Source organism: Mycetocola sp. TRD_SC_2, from assembly GCF_055361225.1.
The window spans coordinates 34,934-55,561 of sequence record NZ_CM143954.1 but is presented as its reverse complement, the minus strand read 5'-3'; the positions used below and the strand labels follow the sequence as shown (position 1 = coordinate 55,561).

24 protein-coding genes are annotated in these 20,628 nt (G+C 65.5%); 13 read left to right on the top strand and 11 right to left on the bottom strand.

Annotated elements, in window-relative coordinates; translation table 11 throughout:
* Nucleotides 1–1,206, bottom strand: coding sequence for a M23 family metallopeptidase (locus ACWA1Q_RS00310; protein WP_463758589.1), 1,206 nt, complete (start codon nt 1,204–1,206; stop codon nt 1–3).
* 212 nt (nt 1,207–1,418) lie between these two features.
* On the opposite strand from ACWA1Q_RS00310, the gene ACWA1Q_RS00305 reads away from it, so the two are divergent.
* From ACWA1Q_RS00305 to ACWA1Q_RS00295, 3 genes are all read left to right on the top strand, one after another.
* Entirely contained in the window at nt 1,419–1,940 is a 522-nt protein-coding gene (locus ACWA1Q_RS00305; RefSeq protein ID WP_463758587.1) for an N-acetyltransferase family protein, read from the top strand.
* A 117-nt stretch (nt 1,941–2,057) separates the two neighbouring features.
* Entirely contained in the window at nt 2,058–3,203 is a 1,146-nt protein-coding gene (locus tag ACWA1Q_RS00300; protein WP_463758585.1) for an AI-2E family transporter, read from the top strand.
* A 74-nt stretch (nt 3,204–3,277) separates the two neighbouring features.
* Nucleotides 3,278–4,654, top strand: coding sequence for an FAD-binding oxidoreductase (locus ACWA1Q_RS00295; RefSeq protein WP_463758583.1), 1,377 nt, complete (start codon nt 3,278–3,280; stop codon nt 4,652–4,654).
* Nucleotides 4,655–4,678: 24 nt separating this feature from the next.
* Here ACWA1Q_RS00295 and ACWA1Q_RS00290 read toward each other — a convergent pair whose 3' ends face one another.
* Both ACWA1Q_RS00290 and ACWA1Q_RS00285 read right to left on the bottom strand, forming a co-directional pair.
* A complete protein-coding gene (locus ACWA1Q_RS00290; RefSeq protein ID WP_463758581.1) occupies nt 4,679–6,109 on the bottom strand; it encodes a YibE/F family protein in 1,431 nt (476 codons plus the stop codon).
* Between the two features lie 14 nt (nt 6,110–6,123).
* On the bottom strand, nt 6,124–7,347 hold the full coding sequence (locus tag ACWA1Q_RS00285) for an MFS transporter (RefSeq protein WP_463758579.1): 1,224 nt from the start codon (nt 7,345–7,347) through the stop codon (nt 6,124–6,126).
* Between the two features lie 189 nt (nt 7,348–7,536).
* Here ACWA1Q_RS00285 and ACWA1Q_RS00280 point away from each other — a divergent pair, with 189 nt between their 5' ends.
* A complete protein-coding gene (locus tag ACWA1Q_RS00280) occupies nt 7,537–8,004 on the top strand; it encodes an iron chaperone (RefSeq protein WP_463758577.1) in 468 nt (155 codons plus the stop codon).
* A 111-nt stretch (nt 8,005–8,115) separates the two neighbouring features.
* Here the strand turns inward: ACWA1Q_RS00280 and ACWA1Q_RS00275 are convergent, their stop codons facing one another.
* The 4 genes from ACWA1Q_RS00275 to ACWA1Q_RS00260 are packed head-to-tail and all read right to left on the bottom strand — an operon-like array spanning nt 8,116 to nt 10,094.
* A complete protein-coding gene (locus ACWA1Q_RS00275; RefSeq protein WP_463758575.1) occupies nt 8,116–8,652 on the bottom strand; it encodes a hypothetical protein in 537 nt (178 codons plus the stop codon).
* 3 nt (nt 8,653–8,655) lie between these two features.
* On the bottom strand, nt 8,656–9,117 hold the full coding sequence (locus ACWA1Q_RS00270; RefSeq protein ID WP_463758574.1) for a hypothetical protein: 462 nt from the start codon (nt 9,115–9,117) through the stop codon (nt 8,656–8,658).
* Between the two features lie 22 nt (nt 9,118–9,139).
* A complete protein-coding gene (locus ACWA1Q_RS00265; protein ID WP_463758572.1) occupies nt 9,140–9,349 on the bottom strand; it encodes a hypervirulence associated TUDOR domain-containing protein in 210 nt (69 codons plus the stop codon).
* Nucleotides 9,350–9,362: 13 nt separating this feature from the next.
* The gene (locus ACWA1Q_RS00260; protein ID WP_463758571.1) at nt 9,363–10,094 is read right to left on the bottom strand and encodes a DUF72 domain-containing protein; all 732 of its coding nucleotides are present in this window, start codon (nt 10,092–10,094) and stop codon (nt 9,363–9,365) included.
* A gap of 104 nt (nt 10,095–10,198) precedes the next feature.
* On the opposite strand from ACWA1Q_RS00260, the gene ACWA1Q_RS00255 reads away from it, so the two are divergent.
* From ACWA1Q_RS00255 to ACWA1Q_RS00240, 4 genes are read left to right on the top strand one after another with little or no spacing between them, the layout of a single operon-like run.
* On the top strand, nt 10,199–11,350 hold the full coding sequence (locus ACWA1Q_RS00255) for a zinc-dependent alcohol dehydrogenase (RefSeq protein WP_463758569.1): 1,152 nt from the start codon (nt 10,199–10,201) through the stop codon (nt 11,348–11,350).
* A gap of 12 nt (nt 11,351–11,362) precedes the next feature.
* A complete protein-coding gene (locus ACWA1Q_RS00250; RefSeq protein WP_463758568.1) occupies nt 11,363–11,932 on the top strand; it encodes a hypothetical protein in 570 nt (189 codons plus the stop codon).
* An 18-nt stretch (nt 11,933–11,950) separates the two neighbouring features.
* Nucleotides 11,951–12,808, top strand: a complete 858-nt coding sequence (locus ACWA1Q_RS00245) for an endonuclease/exonuclease/phosphatase family protein (protein ID WP_463758567.1) — start codon at nt 11,951–11,953, stop codon at nt 12,806–12,808.
* Between the two features lie 27 nt (nt 12,809–12,835).
* Nucleotides 12,836–13,444 carry a DUF2238 domain-containing protein gene (locus ACWA1Q_RS00240; protein WP_463758565.1) on the top strand — a complete coding sequence of 203 codons (609 nt, stop codon included), beginning with the start codon at nt 12,836–12,838 and terminating at the stop codon, nt 13,442–13,444.
* A gap of 28 nt (nt 13,445–13,472) precedes the next feature.
* Here ACWA1Q_RS00240 and crcB read toward each other — a convergent pair whose 3' ends face one another.
* From crcB to ACWA1Q_RS00225, 3 genes are read right to left on the bottom strand one after another with little or no spacing between them, the layout of a single operon-like run.
* Nucleotides 13,473–13,847 carry a fluoride efflux transporter CrcB gene (crcB, locus tag ACWA1Q_RS00235; protein WP_463758564.1) on the bottom strand — a complete coding sequence of 125 codons (375 nt, stop codon included), beginning with the start codon at nt 13,845–13,847 and terminating at the stop codon, nt 13,473–13,475.
* On the bottom strand, nt 13,844–14,290 hold the full coding sequence (locus ACWA1Q_RS00230; RefSeq protein ID WP_463758562.1) for a fluoride efflux transporter FluC: 447 nt from the start codon (nt 14,288–14,290) through the stop codon (nt 13,844–13,846). The genes crcB and ACWA1Q_RS00230 overlap by 4 nt, the downstream gene beginning before the upstream one ends.
* Nucleotides 14,287–14,793, bottom strand: a complete 507-nt coding sequence (locus ACWA1Q_RS00225; protein WP_463758560.1) for a universal stress protein — start codon at nt 14,791–14,793, stop codon at nt 14,287–14,289. The genes ACWA1Q_RS00230 and ACWA1Q_RS00225 overlap by 4 nt, the downstream gene beginning before the upstream one ends.
* Before the next feature lie 178 nt (nt 14,794–14,971).
* On the opposite strand from ACWA1Q_RS00225, the gene ACWA1Q_RS00220 reads away from it, so the two are divergent.
* The 5 genes from ACWA1Q_RS00220 to ACWA1Q_RS00200 all read left to right on the top strand — a co-directional run bounded on the left by ACWA1Q_RS00220 (nt 14,972) and on the right by ACWA1Q_RS00200 (nt 19,473).
* Nucleotides 14,972–15,640, top strand: coding sequence for a hypothetical protein (locus tag ACWA1Q_RS00220; protein ID WP_463758559.1), 669 nt, complete (start codon nt 14,972–14,974; stop codon nt 15,638–15,640).
* A gap of 68 nt (nt 15,641–15,708) precedes the next feature.
* Nucleotides 15,709–16,095, top strand: coding sequence for an META domain-containing protein (locus tag ACWA1Q_RS00215; protein WP_463758557.1), 387 nt, complete (start codon nt 15,709–15,711; stop codon nt 16,093–16,095).
* A gap of 47 nt (nt 16,096–16,142) precedes the next feature.
* The gene (locus tag ACWA1Q_RS00210; RefSeq protein WP_463758556.1) at nt 16,143–16,592 is read left to right on the top strand and encodes a helix-turn-helix transcriptional regulator; all 450 of its coding nucleotides are present in this window, start codon (nt 16,143–16,145) and stop codon (nt 16,590–16,592) included.
* 5 nt (nt 16,593–16,597) lie between these two features.
* Complete coding sequence (locus ACWA1Q_RS00205) at nt 16,598–17,008, top strand: VOC family protein (protein WP_463758554.1); 411 nt, start codon at nt 16,598–16,600, stop codon at nt 17,006–17,008.
* 77 nt (nt 17,009–17,085) lie between these two features.
* The gene (locus tag ACWA1Q_RS00200; protein WP_463758552.1) at nt 17,086–19,473 is read left to right on the top strand and encodes an ATP-binding cassette domain-containing protein; all 2,388 of its coding nucleotides are present in this window, start codon (nt 17,086–17,088) and stop codon (nt 19,471–19,473) included.
* Between the two features lie 15 nt (nt 19,474–19,488).
* Here the strand turns inward: ACWA1Q_RS00200 and ACWA1Q_RS00195 are convergent, their stop codons facing one another.
* Nucleotides 19,489–20,325, bottom strand: a complete 837-nt coding sequence (locus tag ACWA1Q_RS00195) for an alpha/beta hydrolase (RefSeq protein ID WP_463758550.1) — start codon at nt 20,323–20,325, stop codon at nt 19,489–19,491.
* Between the last annotated feature and the right edge of the window lie 303 nt (nt 20,326–20,628).

Below are 20,628 nucleotides of genomic sequence, written 5' to 3'. Positions count from 1 at the left end.
CTAGAGGTTGACGCCTCGCGCAGCCAGGTAGGGCACCGGGTTGGTGAAGTTGCCGCCGAGGCGGATCTTGAGGTCGAGGTGGCAACCGCTCACGACGCCGGTTGCACCGACACTCGCCACGACGGTCCCGGCCTCGACGAGCTGGCCGACGGACACCTTGAACGATCCGCTCTGCACGTGACCGTAGATCGACTCGACTCCACCGCCGTGGTCGACGATGACGCGCTGCCCGTACGCTCCACCTGAACCGGTGAAGGTGACCCGGCCAGCTGAGACCGCCTTGATCGGAGTGCCGCAACCGGCACCGAAGTCGACGCCGTCGTGGAAGGAGTTGGAGCATCCGGCGCCGTTGCAGATGAGCCCGCGCGGGCCGTAGTGCGACGAGATACCGGCATTGAGCGGCTTGATCCAGGTGCTGCTCCGGGTGGCGAGGAACGCCGACAGGTCGGTGTCATTTGCGTTGTAGACGTAGGCTCCAGACGAACCCGAGCGGCTGGCGGCGAGCTTGGCGGCCTGCTTCGCTGCCTCAGCTGCAGCCTTTGCTGCTTCGGCAGCGCGCAGTTCTTCCGCGGAAGTCGCGGAGTACCCGTCGCGAGCGAGGGCGGGGCGGCTCCAGTTGGCCACGGTCAGCGACTGGGCCCCGGTGTCGTGAATCGGGGCAATAGCGGCGGAGTCTTCGCTGGTGAAGGCGTAGGCAGGAAGAGCGACGGTGCCGAAGATTCCGGGAACGGCGATCGCAACGATCAACATCGACCGGATGGACTTCCAGCGCGACTGCCGCGGCACCGAACGGGCGGATGCCGTCGGCGGCGTCGCTGCGACACGCGCTGCCAGTCGAGCGCGGGTGGGCACCGGTGCGGCGACGGGGATCTGGGAAGTAGGAAGTGCGGGGGTGACCGGGTCTACAGCAGGCTCGATGTCGACCACTACTGCCGGCTCATCGGGTGTTCCTGCCGCCGGAATGATCTCGACGGTTTCGACGACCTCGGTCGACTCAGCGGCAGGCTCGACGGCATCTCCTGCAGGCTCGACCGTGTCAGCGGCTGGCTCAACGGGGGTCGCGGTTGCGTCGCCGGCGGTGGCGCCGGTCGCCGCAGCGGATCGCGCGTTGCGCAGGCTTCGCCGCGTGGGGAGCACCTGGGGAGAGTCGGGAGTGGAGTCGCTGCCGCTGGCCGTGTCTGGCTTTCGGCTGGTCTCGTCACTCATCACAAATATCTCCGGGGGCATTCTCGAACCGGCGGTAAGCATCGTTTTTACGGCGCTTTTCTCAGTATCAAGAACGCTGATGTTCGGGTGGGCTGCGGCCGATTTACTGCCGTGCCCGGTTTTCGGGTACATCCGAGAGTACTCGATCCTCCCTGAAAGGACACTCCCAGTTCGGGTGAGAGCATTCTGCGCACCCTGTACGGTCGGTTTTCATGGCGATAGTCCTGCGCGAACCAACCCTCGAAGACGCCGCCGACCTCGGTCGCGTGCACCAGCTGTGCTGGATTGAAACCTACGAGTCGCTCGTCCCGCCGGAGTTCTGGGACCACTCCACCGAGGCCCGCCGGATCGGAATGTGGGAACGGATGCTGCGCCGCAGCTCGGAGGAACGTCGCCTCGTGCTCGCTGAGGTCGATGGCGAGATCGTCGGGTTCGCCGCCGCCGGGCCCGTCCTGACGCGGGAGCACCCCCGTCATGAACCAGCCGAGGCCCTCGAGGTACAGATGCTGTATCTCCTGCGCTCCCACCACGGCAGCGGGACTGGCCAGCATTTGCTCGACGCCGTTCTGCGGCCGGACGAGGCGGCACAACTCTGGGTCGCGGAGCAAAACGAACGGGCGCTCGCGTTCTACCGTCGCAACGGGTTCTCCCCAGACGGTGTTCGCGACGAAGAAGCCCACAGGGGAACGGACCTGACAGCGATTCGTCTCGTTCGCCGGGCGCCAGCCGCCTGAGCTCGGCGAATTCGCATAGCACCTCCGGCGAGGCGACGGCGACAGCAGTCGTCGTGCGGCACGATGAGAGGCAGGCATTCGCCGAGAGCCGCCGTGCTCGACCGAGGTGTGGGGACCATGCGCAAGAAAAGACAATCTGCTGAGATCGACCAGGCCGACCTGAAGCCGGACGTCGCTGTCCAGCGAGGTGCCGGTGCGGCCGGCTTCAGCGTCGCCGCCTTCCGGATCGGGCTCGTCGGCGGACTCGGCGTTCTGACCTCCCTGCTCATCGCCAGCATCCTGGGTCAGCTCGGCACCGTTCTCATCTACATCGGCCTCGCCCTGTTCCTCGCGCTCGGCCTCGATCCGCTCGTCACCTGGCTCGAGAAGCGGATCCACCGCGGCGTCGCCATTGCACTCGTCGTTCTCGGTGTGCTCGGGCTCTTCGCTGCCCTGCTTTTCGCCGTGATTCCGGTGCTCGTCGAACAGGCGACGAACCTCGTCGACGACTTCCCGCGCCTGCAGAAGGAGATCCAGTCGAGCGCCTTCATCGAGGGACTGGAGACTGCGTTCGGTGGCGCGCTGAGCATCAGCGAAGCGCTCTCGAGCGCCATCGAGTTCATCAGCGACCCGAAGAACCTCGTCGCCATCGGCGGCGGACTCGCTGCCGTCGGCGCCGGTGTTGCCAGCGGGGTCACGGGCGCGATCATCGTCCTCATCCTCACGCTGTACTTCCTCGCGTCACTCCGGTCGATGAAGGGCGTCGCCTACCGCTTCGTTCCGCAGTACCGCCGGGTCGGGTTCGCGACGATCACCGAGGAGATCACGGGTGCCGTCGGCCGCTACGTCGTCGGCCAGCTCACGCTTGCCGCGACCAACGGCATCCTGAGCCTCATCTTCCTGTCGATCATCGGGGCACCGCTGCCGTTCCTGCTGGCGATGATCGCGTTCCTCGGCTCCCTCGTCCCACTCGTCGGAACCCTGACGGCATCCGTCATCAACACCCTGATCTGCCTGTTCGTCTCGCCAGCCACTGCGCTCATCGCCGGCATCTACTACCTCGTCTACATGCAGATCGAGGCGTATGTGCTCAGCCCGCGGATCATGAACCGAGCTGTCGCCGTTCCCGGCGCGATCGTCGTCATCGCGGCCGTCGCCGGTGGAGCGATTGGTGGAGTACTCGGTGCCCTCGTCGCGATCCCCGTCGCGGCATCCGCCATCATCATCACGCAGAAGGTCGTCTTCCCCTTGCAGGACTCAAAGAATTCGCCGAGCGGGGTCTAAGACCCACTTGACGCACGGGCTCGACCGGAGAACACTCGTCGGAAAATCCCTTCGTTTCTCTCGGAGTGAAGACCGTGACAACTCTCGACACCGCCAGCCTCCATCACCGTGCACTCGCCGTTTTGCGAGAGTCCGCCACCGGAGCAGTCGTTCTGCCCGGTGATCCGGAGTACGAGGCGGCCCATACCGTCTACGGAACCGTGTACGGCCAGCCCAGCGCTCCCGCGCTCGTCGTCCAGGTCGCGGATGCCGAGGACGTTCGGCTCGCCGTCGCGTTCGCGCGTGACCACGGCCTCGTCCTCTCGGTCCGCAGCGGCGGACACAGCGGCAGCGGATTCAGCACGAACGTGGGTGGTCTCGTGATTGACCTGCGGCGGCTTAACGGCGTCGAGATTCTCGACCGGGATCGCGGCCTCGTTCAGATCGGAGCCGGCGCCGCGTGGGGCGACGTGGCGACAGCGCTGGGCGCCGACGGGCTCGCCATCTCATCCGGCGACACCGTGAGCGTGGGCGTCGGTGGCCTCACCCTCGGCGGCGGCATCGGCTGGATGGTCCGACAGCATGGACTTGCCCTCGACAGCCTGGTCGAGGCATCCGTCGTCACCGCCTCCGGTGAGCAGCTTCGCGCGAACGCTGACGAGAACGCCGATCTGTTCTGGGCTCTCCGCGGTGGTGGAGGCAACTTTGGCGTCGTCACCAGCTTCACCTTTCACGCACAGCCGCTTTCTGGTGTCGTCGCCGGAGCCCTCCGCTACAGCGACGTCGATCTCGCGACCGTCCTGGCCGGCTGGCGCGACATCATGCGCGTCGCGCCAGAGGAGCTCAACACGACGTTCCTCGTGATGCCGGATCTCCCCAACATGCCCGGCGGAGTGCACATCGTGGCCGCGTACGCGGGCGAGGACGCTGGCACAGCGGATGCCGCGATCGCTCCGTTGCGCGCGCTGCCGGGCTTCGAAGGAGACGACATCTCTCCCAAGGCATACGCAGACATCCTCGAAGAAGTGCATCCTCCTGAAGGCATGACCATCGTGGGTCACAACGCGTTCGCACGCGAGCTGGATGAGAACACGATCGCAGCGATCGCGCGGGTGTACGCGGAGTTGGGCGGATCGGTGCTCATGCTCCGTAGCCTCACCGGGGCGTTCCAGCGCGTGCCCAAGGATGCGACCGCGTTCGGTTTCCGCGACAGTGAAGTTCTCCTGATTTCGGTCGCTTTTTTTCCTCCCGAGGCACCGGCTCAGGTAGCCGATCGCGTGCAGTCGCTCTGGGACGAGGTCGCGCCGCACCTTCAGGGCACGTATGCCGGGTTCTCGAGCGCTCCTGACGGTGAAGACCCGACGCTGCTCTACCCACCGGCAAACCTCGCCCGGCTCGTAGAGATCAAGCAGAAGTACGACCCGGCGAATCTGTTCCGGCGGAACCACAACATCCACCCCGACGCAGGCTGACACCGGCCAGGCCGACACGGGACGTTAGCTCTCGGCGTCCAGGGCGGCGTCCCGCTGCCTGCGGGCGCGCCGGGTCAGTGGCGCCGAGGCAGTCGAGCTGTCGACATGCGCAGGAGCGTCGGTGCCGGGTGGCGCTGGAACACCGGCGTCTGCGAGGACTGTGGCCTTCGGACGAAGTGCGGCGGCCCACGAGACGGACGGGGCGCGCGGGCCGGCGTCGGCGGCATCCGTTTCGACAGGCGATGAGGAGCCCGAGCCGACAGCCTTGACCACGAGTACGGCGATCGCGGTCGTCACCGGGATCGCGAGGACGAGGCCGATCGAGCCAACAAGGGTACGCACGATCTCCTCGGCGAGTTCACCGCTCGAGATGGTTTCGAGGAACGGCCGGTTCTGCAGCGAGAGCAGGATGAGCAGCGGCAGAGCAGCGCCGGCGTAGGCGAAGACGATCGTGTAGACGGTGGATGCGATGTGGTCGCGCCCCACACGCATCGCCCCGGCGAAGAGGCGGCGCGCGCTCGATTCCGGCGCGAGTTCGTGCATCTCCCAGACCGCGGAGGACTGGGTGATCGTGACGTCATTGAGTACCCCGAGACCGGAGATGATGAGGCCACAGAGCAGGATCGCCGACAGCGAGATGGACTCGGAGGCGTAGGACAGGGTGTAGTCGGCTTCGTCGTTGAGTCCGGTCAGGTTGGCGGCGCCGGTCGCCCAGGCCGCGACGAGCGACGTGGTGACGAGGCCGAAGATCGTGCCGAGCAGGGCCGTCGATGTTCGCGCCGAGAACCCGTGGGCGAAGTAGAGCACCGCGATCATGATCACGCTCGACCCGACGAGCCCGAGCAGCAACGGCGGTTTTCCCTCGACGAGCCCGGGAAGAATGAACTGGGCGACGACGACATAGGCGCCAAGGAGGCCGAGGAGTGCCCGAAGCCCCCGCCAGCGCGCGACGAGGATCACGACGGCGGCGTAGATGGCGGCGAGAAGCGCCATCGGCACCGTACGCACGAAGTCCACGAACGAGTACTGTGCCGCCGCGCTCTCGCTCCGCTCTCCCAGGTCGAGGAAGCGGATACGGTCGCCCGCGACCACATCGACCTCGCGATTGATCTCGGGAGGCACCTCGACCGCGACGGTCTCGCCACCGGCATCCGGCGAGAGGTGGGCGACGGTGCACTGCTGGTCGGCGGGAGCACCTGCCGATGGGTAGAGGCAGGTGGAGGTCGACAAAGATTCGACCGTTCCGATCTGGAAGTTCACGCCAGCGGCTGCGGAGTATGGATTGCCGACCTCGATATCATCGGCGGCGCCGCTCGGCCAGAGCAGTGCCATACCGAGGATCGTCACCAAAGTGAGCGGGATCAGGATCGCGGCGAGCAACCGGTTGGCGCGGCGTCTCGTTGCGACCGCTTCAACGGTGGGCACTGTGTAGTCGTGCGAGTGGCTGTGTCCCACGGGAACTCCTGTTTTCAGGCCTGCAGGGCGCGGCGGGCGCTTGCCGAACGGAGGGCATCGGTTCCCACCAGCAGGAGGAAGCCGACGGCGATGAAGAGAACGAGTGCCATCGGGAGGTTCTCGATACCGGTCCGGTCCAGCAGCACGCCACCGAGGAGTGCGCCACCGCCGATGCCGATGTTGAAAGCGGTGGTCTGGAGCGCCGCAGCGAGGTCGCGCGTCCTGAACGAGGCGGTGTGGAGCATCCGGGTCTGGAGCATGGCCGGGAGGCCACCGAACGAGACGCCCCAGACCACGAATGCGACAACGACGACGATCGCGTTTTCAGACCAGATGGCGAGAACGAGAACGGATGCCATGACGCCGAGGAGGGCGAAGGCGAAGCCACGCTTCGGGAAGCGGTCGGACGCGAAGCCTGCGAGCACGAGGCCGATCGCGCCGGCACCACCGAAGAGGAAGAGCAGGAAGGCGACTGAAGTTTCTGGGAACCCGGCGGCCTCGACGAGCCACGGCGCGATGTACGTGTAGTACGTGTTTTGCCCGGTGAGGAGGATGACGATGACGACACAGAGCAGAGCGACCCCGCGGATGCTGCGGTCCTTGTACATCGGAATGGCAATCTCGCCGGTCTTGACGACGACATGATGGTCGACGGGCGGCAGGTATTTGAGCACTGCAAGAGCGAGGAGAACGACGACCGCGGCGATGATGCCGAACGCGATCCGCCAGCCGAGCGCGTGGCCGAGCGCGGTTCCGACCGGGACGCCGAGAACGAAGGCCGCGGACCCACCGCCGGCCGTGATGGCGACTGCCTTGCCGAGCTGGTGCTTCGGCACGAGGTGGGCGGAGTAGGCGGCGACGACGGCCCAGAACAGGCCGTGTGCGAGTCCGCCGAGGATACGGGCGCCGACGAGAATCTCGTACGTCGGCGCGATGGCAGCCAGCACGTTCGCGAAAGCGAGCACGAGGAGCACAACGAAGACGAGGCCCTTGCGCGAATACTTGCGGGTGAGCGCTGCGAGCGGTGTCGTTGCAATGACGACGGTGCCGGCGAAGACGGTGACGAGCAGGCCCGCGGTCGAGATGCTCACGCCGAGCTCGCTCGCCATGTCCGGCAGTAGTCCCGTCGGCAGGAACTCGCTCGTGACCGAGACGAAGATGGCGCCGGCGAGCGTGAGCAGGCCGATCCAGGGGAACGGCGCTTCCGTTGGAGTCGGTGCTGTCGTTGGAGAGGACACAGGCGTCGCCGATCGAGGTCAAAAGGGGCAGAGGATGCGGGGCCGACTCCGTCGTGCGGCGCGCAATTCGCCCAGCTTATTCGACGGCCGCCCGCACCATCGATCAGATTTCAAGAAGCGCCGTCGCTCGAGCCGCTCTAGCGTGGCAATTGCAGCATCCGATCAGGACATCCGAGCAAGGAGCAGGCAATGAACGCAGCGAAGTCGACCGCAGACGACAAGAAGAACGACGGGTTCTCCGCCGAAGAGCGAGCCGCGATGAAGGAACGCGCGGCGGAGCTGAAGGCGGAGGCCCGCCGCGATGCGAAGGATGCCAGGGCGCGCGAGAAGGGGGACGCTGAGGTTCGCGAGAAGATCGCAGAGATGCCCGAGTCCGAACGGGCCATCGCCGAGCGGCTGCACGAGATCGTGATCGAGAATGCCCCCGAGCTCTTGCCCAAGCTCTGGTACGGGATGCCCGCCTATGCCAGAGAAGGCAAGGTTCTCTGCTTCTTTCAGTCGGCGCAGAAGTTCGACACCCGCTACTCGACGTTTGGGTTCAACGACGTCGCTGCGCTCGACGATGGCTCGATGTGGCCAACGGCCTACGCGTTGACGACCCTTACGAAGAAGGATGAGAAGGTTCTCGCCGACCTGGTGAAGAAGGCAGTCAGCTGACGGCTGCCGCGACGTTCGCAAAACAGGCGATCGCACGATTTGCAGGAGAAATCTGCGGAAAGCATCCGGTAAAACGCGTGATCTCCTGTAAAGCGGGCGCCCCCACCACCCTCACGCCCCAGCAGGCGGATTCGCGAGCAGCTCCACCCGGTCATCCAGATACGACGAGAGGTCGACGGCATCCGCGTCGGTCGCCACTTTGTTCCACCGCACCCGCGGTCGGTCACCGTCGAGGAACAACCGCCCAGTCGACGCCCGCAGCGCCGCAACCGACAGTTCGACTGGCTCAGCGTCAAAGTTCACCGTCTCGCCGCGCGGAAACTTCCCCCGGGATGCCGCGGCCCGGTACGCCCGCCGCTGCTCAGCCGATTGGGACTGATAACCCGGGCGCCCCGGCTCGAGAGCTCGCGTGGTCTGCCCCGTCTCATACAGCGCGCCGTCGGCGCCGAGCAGAAAGACGCCGAGTCTCCACACCCGACCGAGCGAACGCAGCACCGCCGGTCGCGGCACGAGAAGCACGCGGTGCTCGGGGACGTATTCGGCGAGCGCCTCGGTGCGGGCTTCGGCCGACGACAACCGCTCGACCGCCCGATCGAGAACCGCGCGGATCTCGAGAACGATCCGTTCCTCGTCAGCGGCCGGAGGCATCCGTCATCGTCCTGACGCGAGAAGTTTCACAACGCGCTCCGGGTCCGCGAGCAACGGCCGTGCTGCCGGGTCAGCCACCAGCCGGGTGAGCAGCGCTGACGCCGCCCGGACGCTCCTGGTCCAATACCCGCCGACGTGGTGCCTCGTCACCGGCATGACCACCGGATCGGCACCGACCACAGAAACGCGCAGCGAGCCGTCCTCGATGTCATCGGCGATGCCCCAATCGTGGAAGATGGTGCCGAGAATCCCGAGTCCAACCGTCGTCGCGAGCCCTGGCAACCGAAAGCGCGTTTCGGGAACCGTCAGCGTGACATCCTCGATCCGCGACCAGTCGAGCGAAACGGGCGGCTCCCGGTATTCGCGCAGAACGAGAGCGGATGCCGTCAGCTCGGCATGATGACCACCGGCGTCACCGAGAACAAGGGAGTCGCCGCGGGCTTCGAGGGGTCCGAATCGGCTCATGCGATCAGCTTATCGGCGGCGGTCACAGCTTCGTGAGGGCGCTCCCCTTGTGCATCGCGTCGTTGCCGGTCTCGTCGCTCGTGACTTCGTATTGCGGGTCGTCCGGGCTGCACCGGCGGGTGCGGCCCATGAACTCCACGTCCTTCGTGTGCACCTTGGTCACCTTGCCCTCGGCCTGCCCGCCTTCCGAATTCCAGCGCACCCGATCGCCGACCTTGAACTCTTTCGTCATGGTTCCTCCTTGTTCAGCACCCCACGAAGTGCCGCAGGGTGTCAGCATTTCTCACGGCGTTTCCGCCGCCGTCGTTGTTGAAGTAGACGAAGACATCCGTTCCAGCGTCGCTCCACTCACGGATGCGATCGGCCCACCACCGCAAATCGTTTTCGGAGTACGACCCTCCGTAGAGCCAGTCGGCGTCCGGGCCGTGCAGTCGCACATACGCGACCGGTGAGGTGACCCGCAGAATGCACGGCAGCCGGGCCCCGCTCATCACGCAATACGCGGCGCCGTGAGCCTCGAGCATCCGGAACACGTCGTCGGTGTGCCAGCTGTCGTGCCGGAACTCGACGGCGACCCGGATCCAGTCCGGAAGGCGGCCGAGAAAGTAGTCGAGTCGGGCGTCGTCACGCGGCATGCCCGGCGGCAACTGGACGAGCAGCACCGCGCGCTTGTCGCCGAGCTCGTGCCAGGCCTGGGCGATCCGGTCGATCCACGCTTCGGGCGCGTAGAGCTTCTTCGCGTGGGTGAGCCCGCGCGGCGCTTTCACCGACAGCTGGAACCCGGGCGGAAGCCGGTTTCGCCAGCTCGCGAACGACGCATCGCGTGGCCAGTGATAGAAGCTCGCGTTCAGCTCGACGGTGTCGAACCGGTCGACATAGTGCGCCAGGCGGTGCCAGCGGGCGAGCCCCTCCGGGTACAGCACGTGCTCCCAGTGGTCGTAGCTCCAGCCGGAGGTTCCGATCGAGATGCGCGCCATTGGCCCAACCTATAGCCGGGGTGCCCCGGGCAGACAAGCCCTTGCTGCTTCGAAGGACGGGTGTGACGCTTGCCCTCTCAACCCAAATCGAGGGAAGGATGCTGATGCGAGCGATGGTGTACCGCGGGCCATACAAGGTCCGAGTTGAAGAGAAGGACATCCCGGCGATCGAGCACCCCAATGATGCGATCATCCGGGTGACCCTCGCGGCCATTTGCGGCTCCGATCTGCACCTCTACCACGGTCTGATGCCCGACACCCGGGTTGGCACAACCTTCGGCCACGAGTTCATCGGAGTCGTCGAGGAGGTGGGCTCCTCGGTGCAGAACCTCAAACGCGGCGACCGGGTCATGGTGCCGTTCAACATCTATTGCGGCTCGTGCTACTTCTGCGCGAGAGGCCTCTACTCCAACTGCCACAACGTCAACCCGAACGCGACAGCGGTCGGAGGCATCTACGGCTACTCCCACACCTGCGGTGGCTACGACGGCGGCCAGAGCGAGTACGTGCGAGTCCCGTTCGCGGATGTCGGCCCCTCGCTGATCCCCGAATGGATGGACGACGAAGATGCGCTGCTCTGCACGGATGCTCTCGCCACCGGCTACTTCGGAGCCCAGCTTGGCGACATCACCGAGGGTGACACGGTCGCGATCTTCGGAGCGGGGCCCGTCGGACTCTTTGCCGCGAAGTCAGCCTGGCTCATGGGTGCCGGCCGGGTGATCGTGATCGACCATCTGGAGTACCGGCTCGAGAAAGCCCGCACCTTCGCCCACGCCGAAACGATCAACTTCGCCGAACACGACGACATCGTCGTGACGATGAAGAAGACAACCGACTATCTCGGTGCGGATGTCGTGATCGACGCGGTCGGCGCTGAAGCAGACGGCAACGTGATCCAGCACGTGACATCGGCCAAATTCAAGCTCCAGGGCGGCTCCCCTGTCGCACTCAACTGGGCAATCGACTCCGCCCGTAAGGGTGGCACGATTTCGGTGATGGGTGCGTACGGCACGATGTTCAGCGCCATCAAGTTCGGTGACGCTCTCAACAAGGGCCTGACGCTGCGGATGAACCAGTGCCCGGCCAAACGGCAGTGGCCGCGCCTGTTCGAGCACATCCAGAACGGGTACCTCAAGCCGAGCGACATCATCACCCACCGGATCCCCCTCGAGCACATCTCCGAGGGGTACCACATCTTCTCCGCGAAACTCGATGACTGCATCAAGCCGGTCATCGTTCCGAGCGCGACCGCATAGAAGGGAACGAACATGCCCTACACCGCCGACGCACCACAACGCCGCGAGTCCAACGAGGAACTCCGCGCCCGCATCCCTGGGTGGGGAGCCGACATCGACCCCAAGGACCGCCCGGCCGTCCCGCGGGAGCGCTTCGATCCAGGCGCGACGGGCGCGCATTGGGACTTTCCGGAGCGCCAGCAGGAGAAGTACCCCCGTGAACGCTCGATCGAGCACAAGTTCCTGCCACCGGTCTTCGGCACGACAGCACCGTTGAAAGGACTGTCCGGCGTCATGCGCCGTTACGCCTACAAGAAGTACAGCGAGGCGCAGGCAGCGCACTGGCTGATTCTGCTTGCCTCCGACCGGGTCGACGCCGTGGAGAGCCACCTCCGCTCGTTCGCGACTCTCCGGCCCGACAACCCCGTCACTCAAAGTGGCGTCCACAGTGAACTGACACGTCACGGCTTCTCGTCCCGCGTCGGCAGGAACCGGGCCGACCTCAAGCACCAGTGGATCGACCCGATCCTCGTCGGCGGACCATGGATCCTTGCCGGCGCTATCGGCTTCGCCGTGCTTCGCGGTCTGTTCCGGCGTCGCTGACCGCGAGCCACGACCCGCATGGCACTCGCAGCCCCCTACGCTGGAGAAATGACGGATGCCGCGCTGATCGGCCCGGTTGAACCGCCGGATCTGCACGTGATGACCTACAACATCCGTCGCCGGATGGCCCACGTCCCCCCGCGCAGCCCTGACCTCTGGACGCGCAGGCAGCCTCTTCTGACGCAATTGCTTCAGCGCGAGTTGCCGACAATCCTCGGCACGCAGGAAGCGCTCCCGGACCAGGTCGACTTCGTGGGAGACGTGCTCGGCTCCGACTACCGCCGGATCGGCCGGGGCCGCAATGCCGACGGTGATGGCGAGCAGTGCGCGCTCTTCTTCGACGCCCGTCGGCTCACTCTTCACGACTGGACTCAGCGGGCGCTCTCAGACAGCCCTCGCGTCGCCGGGTCTCGCTCCTGGGGCAACATGCTGCCGCGCATCGTCGTGTCCGCCGATTTCACCGACGTAGCCACCGGAATCCGTTTCTCGGTCTTCAACGCGCACTTCGACCACCTGTCGCGTTCGTCGCGCGTGAGGTCGGCGCGCATGGTGAACGATCTGGTCGAGGCCACGGATGCTCCGTCGATCGTTCTCGGGGACATGAACGCCGGGGTGCGGTCCGAGCCGTACCGGATCCTGACGGGTGGGCCGCTGCGGGATGCCTGGACGGCGGCGGATACCCGACTGACCCCGGCGTGGAGCACGTTCTCCGGGTACAGGAGGCCAAAGGAAGGCGGCAAACGCATCGACTGGATGCTCGTCACCGAGTCGGTGAGCGTCGAGGCCGTCGCGATTAACGCGGCGCGATTCGGCGGCGCTGCGCCCTCGGATCACGAGCCGGTTCAGGCGCGCGTTCGCCTGTCACCCGGTGTGTAACCAGCCCCCAGCGGATATTCTGGCGTCATGATCCGGACGTTTTTGCGCCCTCCTCGCGGCGTCGCCGAGCTGGCGGCGGACGGCGTGCGCGTGCTCGGCGTGCTGAGCATCGCGGTGGCGTTCGTCGGCTGGAATGCCGTCGATGTCGCCGTGTTCGCGCTCGTGCTCCTGGGGCTCGTCATCCCGCGCTTTCTCGGCATCCGCCCCGCGCTCGATGCGACGTTCGGGCTTGTTCTGCTGATCGCGGCGTGGAGCGCGGTGCTCGACCTCTACGAAGCGTTCCTGTACTGGGATCTCGTCGTTCACTTCGTCGCGAACGGCCTCGTCGCCGCTGTCGCCTACATCGTTGCCATCCGATTCCACGTGGTGCCGGATCCCGCCGCGACGCGGGTTCCGCTCGGTGCAATCATCGTGCTGACCGTGGCGTTCGGGTTCACCGCCGGTGTGGTGTGGGAGGTCGCCGAATGGGTCGGGCACACCTATATCGACACGAACATCTTCGTGGCCTACGACGACACCATCGGGGATCTCGTCGCCGGCGGGCTTGGTTCCCTCGTCGCCGGCCTCGGCGGTCGGTATCTCTCAGGTCGGAGCCGGTACATTCCGGCGCCTGAGACAGTCCCGGTCTTCGTCTGATCTGCAACGCTGCGCGTTCGGCGACGGGTTAGGCGGCTGAACCGAGCAGGAGGCCGCCAGCGCTCGCGACGATCGTGAGCACAAGCATCCCGACGCTGCTGACGAGCGCACTGCCATACCGCCGCTCCTGGATGAGGCGCACAGATTCAACGCTCGCCGTGCTGAACGTCGTGTATCCGCCGAGGAACCCACTCCCGACGATGAGCTGGGCCTCGACCGGCAGCACCGCGGCGAGCGCCAGACCTGCGACGAGGCCGAGCAGGAACGACCCCGTCACGTTGATCATGAGCGTGCCGACCGGGTAGCGCACCGGCCGGCGCCACAGCATCCCGTCGAGCACGAACCGCGCCCCGGCGCCGAGTCCGCCCGCGAGTGCGAGGGCGACGAAGACGAGGGGGGTCACGCGCGGGCCTCGTCGCGAGCGCGCAGGCCGGCAGACAACCGGATGCCGATGATCGCGGCGGCGAGACCGGTTCCGAGAGTGCCGATCGCGTAGACGACGGCCGTGACCACGTCGCCGCCGCCGAACAGCTGGGCGGTGTGGGTCGCAAGAGCACTGTAGGTGGTAAAGCCGCCAAGGAATCCGGATCCGAGGAGCAGTCGCGCCCGAAGCCCCGGCCCGGCGAACGCTGCTGGGCCGAGACGTTCGAGCAGGACTCCGAGCGCGAAGGAACCGACGACGTTGATCAGGTACGTGGCGAGCGGAAAGTTGCCGAGGTCGGGGATCGAGAGGGTGAATGACTCCCGAGCGGCAGTGCCCAGAGTGCCGCCAATGATGACGAGGGCAACGAGCCTGGGCTGGAAATGCGTTGGTCGAGAGGTCGCTGGCGGGCTGCCCGCGCTCACGCCCCGGTCTCCCAGGGCGGCGGCGCATTGGTCCGCGTGCCCGGGTTCGGGATGACGACGAGCGGGCGGTGCTGGCGGTGCGCCAGGTGAGCCGCGACGGAGCCGGTGAAAAATTCCTGAAGGGTGCCGCGGAAACCGGGCTTACGGGTCCCGACGACGATCATCAGCGCATCGACGCGGTCTGCGAACGCTGCCAGTTCAGAACTCGGGTCACCGACAAGGGGCTGCACGCTCCAGCGAACGCCGGTCGGCTCGAGGACGTCGGCGATCCGATTCCGCAGGGTCTCGTCGAAGGTCTCGATCCTGAGACCGGCTGCCTCCGGGTCGACCGGTTTGGAGGTGAACCGTCCGTCAGCAAAACGTTCGACGAGGTAGCGGCTGGGATCCACGCGCGTACAGACGAGCATGGCTCCGAAACGCGACGCGAACTCCGCGGCGCCTTCGAGCACGTGCGCCGGCTGGCGCGGCACGACGCCTACGACGATGACATCCGGATCAGGCATCCCCGTTCCCCTCTCTGAACCGGTCGGCCCCGGGGACGGAACCGATCGGCCCCACCGCTGCATGAAATCTGCGATGACAGCAGTGTTCCAGAATTCCACTGGCAACGGAAGAACGTTCTTCTTGCATTCACATAGCAGGTGTGTAAGCTCGACCCTCGTGTTCGGAAAAGTCAGGTCAGTGAGCGAAACTTCTACGCTCTTGGCATCGGTCGAGCCGGAATGGCCCGACACAGAGAGCGCCGATGGTGAGCGCTCGGATGTACCTTCACGCGTAACCCGCACGGATTACGGCACCGCCCCCAATCGAATCCTCGTCCTCGGCGACGCGGACTCAACGTTTGACGCCGTTTTCGGTGAGCTTGCGAACCACGGCGTCGACGCGGTTCGCGCCCAGGAGATTTCGGCCTGCGCCGCCTCGCTGCAGGCAAACAAGGCCACCGGCGTTGTACTGACGATCGATGCAGCGAGCCTCGCAGAGCGCTCTGCCCGCAAGGAACTCGCTCAGTCGCTGACGGGCACCCTGCACAAGCTTCTGCCGCTCCTCGCTCAGCCGGCACAGGTACTGGTCCTCGCCCGAGGCGCCGACGAGACCCAGAAGTCGCGGATGGACAAAGAGATCCAGTCTGTGATCGGCAAGATCAGCCGGCAGGCGACCAACGAATACGGCGTGAACCTCACGATCACCGCCGTCGACATCACCGGCAACGTCGACACCACCGTCATTGCGCGTCGTGCGGTCGAGCTCTTCGACGCTCGCGAAGAAGTGACGACCGGCGAGTTGCTCGACTACACCGAGATCGAGAACCAGTCCATCGGCTGCGCTCTCGCACTGCGCTTCGTCTACTGAGTCCAACAGCCTGAGCTGACGCTCTTGTGCCCGCTCCGACCGCCCCACATAGTGGAGGAGGAGGGGCCATGAATCGGTGGAGAAATCTTGGGCCAATCGCCGTGGTATTCGTCATGGCGATCGGAGTTTCTTCGTGCTCCCAGCAAGACCCTTTCATCGGGTCGGACGCGCTTCCCCTGGGCCGCTGGGTTGAAACCGACGGCGAGAACGCCGCATTTCTCGCGATCGCATCCAAGGGAACCTTCACCGGCAACGACGGATGCAACACCCTCACCGGAACATGGGAGGTGGCCGATGACGGCAGCATCCGTTTTCCGGCAACGGTGGCTACCGAACGGTTCTGTGAAGGCGTGAACCCGTGGCTCGGTTCCGCCGTCGCTGGTCGGGTGGTGGGCGGCGTGATGACGCTCGAGGCCGAGGACGGGACCGTTCTCGGGGAGCTTCGTGCTCGCTGATACAGACCTCTGGACAGAACGGATGTTTTCGTGGCACCATCGGGCAGGTGACAAGCAGAGCGGCTGAAGTACAGCACTTGCTCGACCTCGCGGTGTTACGCCGCGTCCGCGATCGCATCGATCGTGAGTACGCGCAGCCGCTCGACGTCGAGGCACTCGCGCGCGGCGCGAACATGTCAGCGGGCCATCTCAGCCGCCAGTTCCGCTCCGCCTTCGGAGAATCTCCCTATGCATACCTGATGACGCGCCGCATCGAGCGGGCGATGGCGCTCCTTCGGTGCAGCGACCTCAGCGTCACCGAGGTGTGTTTCACGGTCGGCTGTTCGTCGCTCGGCACATTCAGCACCCGCTTCACCGAACTGGTCGGGGTGCCGCCGAGCGTGTATCGCAAGCAGAATGCCGGCTCGCCGCTCACCATGGCACCGTGCGTCGCCAGACAGGTCACCAGACCGGTCAGGAATCGAGAAGCGCGAATACTCGAACCCGAATTAGCGTGATCGTCATGAACATCACAATCCACCAATCATTCCTTCCCCACACGGATGCCGAGGCATCCCTCGCCTTCTACCGCGACGTGCTCGAATTCGACATCCGCAACGACGTCGGGTACAAAGACATGCGCTGGATCACCGTCGGACCGCCCACCCAGCCGGACACGTCGATCGTGCTCATGCCGCCGACCGCAGCTCCCGGTCTCACCGACGAGGAGACGAAAACCCTTTTCGAGCTGATCGCCAAGGGCAGCTACTTCGGTGTGAATCTCGCCACCCGAGAACTCGACGACACCTTCGCGCAGCTCGAAGCCGCCGGGGCAGAGGTCGTGCAGGAACCCACCGACCAGCCATATGGCATCCGTGACTGCGCGTTCCGCGACCCGGCCGGCAACATGATCCGCCTGCAGGAGCTCACATGACGGGTCGGCAATAGGCTCAGACGATGGCACAGCGCTGCGGATGCCGCGGCGCGGCCAGACGAGGAACGGGAGACGCGATGAGCACCGAGACCATGGCACCGGAACACACCGGTCAGCACGTTGCCGACAGCCACACCATGATCCGGGTGCAGGGGGCACGCGAGAACAATCTCAAGGACGTGAGCGTCGAGATTCGTAAACGCCGGCTCACGGTTTTCACCGGCGTCTCCGGTTCGGGCAAGAGCTCGCTCGTGTTCAGCACGATCGCCGCTGATTCACAGCGGATGATCAATGAGACCTACAGCGCGTTCCTCCAGGGCTTCATGCCGAGCCTCAACCGCCCGGACGTCGACGTGCTCGAGGGCCTCACAACGGCGATCATCGTCGACCAGGAGCGGATGGGTGCGAACGTGCGCTCGACCGTCGGCACCGCGACAGACGCCAACGCGATGCTGCGGATCCTTTTCAGCCGGCTCGGCCAGCCGCACGTCGGTCCGCCGCAGGCCTTCTCGTTCAATGTCGCGTCGATCAGCGGCGCCGGTGCCGTGACGCTCGAGCGTGGCGGCAAAACCATCAAAGAGCGTCGCGACTTCGCCATCACCGGTGGTATGTGTCCCCGCTGTGAGGGCATGGGAACGGTGAACGACATCGACCTGACCCAGCTGTTCGACGACTCGAAGTCGCTCGCCGACGGAGCGCTCACCATCCCGGGCTACAACCCGGATGGCTGGATGGTGCGGATCTTCGCCGAGTCTGGGTTCCTCGATCCGAACAAGCCGATCCGCGACTACACCGAACAGGAGCGGCAGGACTTTCTCTACAAGGACCAGACGAAGGTTTCGTTCCAGTCGATGAACATGACCTACGAGGGTCTGATTCCCAAGATCCAGAAGTCGTTCCTCTCCAAGGACCGCGAGGCGATGCAGCCCCACATTCGCGCGTTCGTCGACCGAGCGGTCACCTTCACCGCCTGCCCGGAGTGTGGAGGTACCCGCCTCAACGAAGGTGCGAGAGCGTCGAAGATCGACGGCGTCAACATCGCCGACGCCTGCGCGATGCAGATCAGCGACCTGGCCGACTGGGTCCGCAGCCTGAACGAGCCCTCGGTCGCACCCCTCCTCGCTGGCCTGCAGCACATCTTCGATTCGTTCGTCGAGATCGGACTCGGTTATCTCTCGCTCGACCGCCCGGCCGGCACCCTGTCCGGTGGTGAGGCGCAGCGGACCAAGATGATCCGCCACCTCGGGTCGTCGCTGACCGACGTCACGTACGTCTTCGACGAACCGAGTATCGGACTACACCCGCACGACATCCAGCGGATGAACGAGCTGCTGCTGCGGCTTCGCGACAAGGGGAACACCGTGCTCGTCGTCGAGCACAAGCCGGAGATGATCGCGATCGCCGACCACATCATCGACCTCGGGCCCGGCGCTGGCACCGCGGGCGGTTCGATCTGTTTCGAGGGGACCCTCGAAGAACTCAAGGCGAGTGACACCCTGACCGGACGCCACCTCCTCGACCGCGTCGCTCTCAAGGAAACGGTGCGCGAACGAACCGGAAGCCTCGAGATCCGTGGCGCCACGGCGAACAACCTCCGGAACGTGGACGTCGACATTCCGCTGGGAGTGCTCGTCGTCGTGACGGGAGTCGCCGGATCGGGCAAGAGTTCTCTTGTACACGGTTCCCTGCCCGGCGGCGCGGGCGTCGTGTCGATCGACCAGGCCGCGATCCGTGGGTCACGTCGCAGCAACCCGGCGACCTACACCGGCCTGCTCGAACCGATCCGTAAGGCGTTCGCGAAAGCCAACGGCGTGAAGCCCGCGCTCTTCAGCTCGAACTCCGAAGGTGCATGCCCAAACTGTAATGGGGCGGGAGTGATCTATACCGATCTCGGCATGATGGCTACCGTTGAGTCGCCGTGTGAGGTGTGTGAGGGTAAGCGATTCCAGGCATCCGTTCTCGAATACACCTTTGGTGGCCGCGACATCAGCGAAGTCCTCGCGATGTCGGTGACGGATGCTGAGCAATTCTTCGGCAGCGGCGACGCGCGCACTCCGGCGGCCCACGCGATCCTCAAACGCCTCGCGGATGTCGGGCTCGGCTACCTCAGTCTCGGCCAGCCGCTCACCACCCTCTCCGGTGGAGAACGGCAGCGGCTCAAGCTCGCGACGCAAATGGCGGAGAAGGGTGGCATCTACGTGCTCGACGAACCGACGACCGGCCTGCACCTCGCCGACGTCGAGAACCTGCTCGGGCTGCTCGACCGGCTCGTCGACTCCGGTAAGTCCGTCATCGTCGTCGAGCACCATCAGGCGGTCATGGCGCACGCGGACTGGATCATCGACCTCGGCCCCGGTGCCGGTCACGACGGTGGTGTGGTCGTGTTCGAAGGGATACCGGCGGACCTCGTCGCCGGGCGCTCCACGTTGACCGGTGAACACCTGGCCGATTACGTGGGGAAGTGAGCTCCTGCTCTGCGACTAGTGTGACGGAGCGTTGCGAGCGATCGCGTGCTGCAGGGCCCAGCCGAGGGCGTAGTCGGCGACCTTCTCCCAGCCTTTCTGACTGACGATCCGGTGGGAACGCTTGGGGAACTCCACCCGCTCGACCAGCGACGGACCCGCCGAGTACTTCTTGAGCATCGCCTTCTGAATCGCCGGCGGGGCGACATGGTCGATGCCGCCGGAGATGAGCAGCAGCGGAGCCCGGTCCTTCTTGGTGAAATCCACCCGGGTGATGCCCGACTTTTTTCTCGGGAGCGACAGAACACCTTCGAAGAAGACCCTGTTGGGCGACGGCACTGCGCTGGCCTCCCACTCCCGGTCGGAGTCAGCGCGGCTGAGGTCGTTGCCGAAGGTGTAGTGAAAGTGACCCTTGCTGATCGGTCTCGTGTTATTGATTCCAAACGGATTCGACAGGATCGGGAACCCCGTTCGAAGGGTCGAAAACGGGAGGGTCATGACGCCGGCAGGCTGGCCCGGTTCCACGCCGACCCCGGCGATACCCAGTCCGCGATCGAGCAGCATCTGCAGAAAGATGCCGCCGAAGGAATGCCCCATGAGAATCGGTTCTTCGGTCAGCCGCCTGATGATCGTGTCGTAGTGATCGACGATTTTCTTGATCCCGAGGCCCTCAAGGGGTGTCGGATCTGCCCGGACCTCCTGCGGCGTCCGATTGTCGATGCCTGGCCAGCCGGGAACGATCACATCGTGGCCAAGCGCCCGGTACCGGTTAGCCCAAGTGTCCCAACTGGAGGGGGTCATCCACAGTCCGTGGATGAGGACGATCGGTGGTTGTGGGGAGATGTTGTCTGACACGATGCTTCTTCTCTCAGCCGACGCGACGGTCTCCGAGCCGTCGATGGCTAGACAGTAGCGCAGGGCGCCGCCCCTGACTAGCGGGTTCGGCGATGTGGTTTCCGTGTTGTCCGGCCACCACGGCATCCGCTCGTCGGGCGCAGCGAGTCAAGCGCCTGGAGCCGCCGACCAGCTCGTTCGTGAGCCGGTAGTACTCGGCGGTCGATTCCCAGCTCATGCCGCCGAGCTTCCCGATCGTTCGCATGTGGACCCCTTGTCTCAGCCGAAGACGTTCGTCCATCTTTCCGTGACGGTTCGAGCCGG

Excerpts from the sequence above, each read along its gene's own strand:
- ACWA1Q_RS00310 (WP_463758589.1), bottom strand. The coding sequence starts at position 1,206 with ATGAGTGACGAGACCAGCCGAAAGCCAGACACGGCCAGCGGCAGCGAC.
- ACWA1Q_RS00215 (WP_463758557.1), top strand. The coding sequence starts at position 15,709 with ATGAATCGGTGGAGAAATCTTGGGCCAATCGCCGTGGTATTCGTCATG.
- ACWA1Q_RS00245 (WP_463758567.1), top strand. The coding sequence starts at position 11,951 with ATGGCACTCGCAGCCCCCTACGCTGGAGAAATGACGGATGCCGCGCTG.
- ACWA1Q_RS00200 (WP_463758552.1), top strand. The coding sequence starts at position 17,086 with ATGAGCACCGAGACCATGGCACCGGAACACACCGGTCAGCACGTTGCC.
- ACWA1Q_RS00225 (WP_463758560.1), bottom strand. The coding sequence starts at position 14,793 with ATGCCTGATCCGGATGTCATCGTCGTAGGCGTCGTGCCGCGCCAGCCG.
- ACWA1Q_RS00300 (WP_463758585.1), top strand. The coding sequence starts at position 2,058 with ATGCGCAAGAAAAGACAATCTGCTGAGATCGACCAGGCCGACCTGAAG.
- ACWA1Q_RS00265 (WP_463758572.1), bottom strand. The coding sequence starts at position 9,349 with ATGACGAAAGAGTTCAAGGTCGGCGATCGGGTGCGCTGGAATTCGGAA.
- ACWA1Q_RS00280 (WP_463758577.1), top strand. The coding sequence starts at position 7,537 with ATGAACGCAGCGAAGTCGACCGCAGACGACAAGAAGAACGACGGGTTC.
- ACWA1Q_RS00240 (WP_463758565.1), top strand. The coding sequence starts at position 12,836 with ATGATCCGGACGTTTTTGCGCCCTCCTCGCGGCGTCGCCGAGCTGGCG.
- ACWA1Q_RS00260 (WP_463758571.1), bottom strand. The coding sequence starts at position 10,094 with ATGGCGCGCATCTCGATCGGAACCTCCGGCTGGAGCTACGACCACTGG.
- ACWA1Q_RS00205 (WP_463758554.1), top strand. The coding sequence starts at position 16,598 with ATGAACATCACAATCCACCAATCATTCCTTCCCCACACGGATGCCGAG.
- ACWA1Q_RS00250 (WP_463758568.1), top strand. The coding sequence starts at position 11,363 with ATGCCCTACACCGCCGACGCACCACAACGCCGCGAGTCCAACGAGGAA.
- ACWA1Q_RS00255 (WP_463758569.1), top strand. The coding sequence starts at position 10,199 with ATGCGAGCGATGGTGTACCGCGGGCCATACAAGGTCCGAGTTGAAGAG.
- ACWA1Q_RS00270 (WP_463758574.1), bottom strand. The coding sequence starts at position 9,117 with ATGAGCCGATTCGGACCCCTCGAAGCCCGCGGCGACTCCCTTGTTCTC.
- ACWA1Q_RS00275 (WP_463758575.1), bottom strand. The coding sequence starts at position 8,652 with ATGCCTCCGGCCGCTGACGAGGAACGGATCGTTCTCGAGATCCGCGCG.
- ACWA1Q_RS00305 (WP_463758587.1), top strand. The coding sequence starts at position 1,419 with ATGGCGATAGTCCTGCGCGAACCAACCCTCGAAGACGCCGCCGACCTC.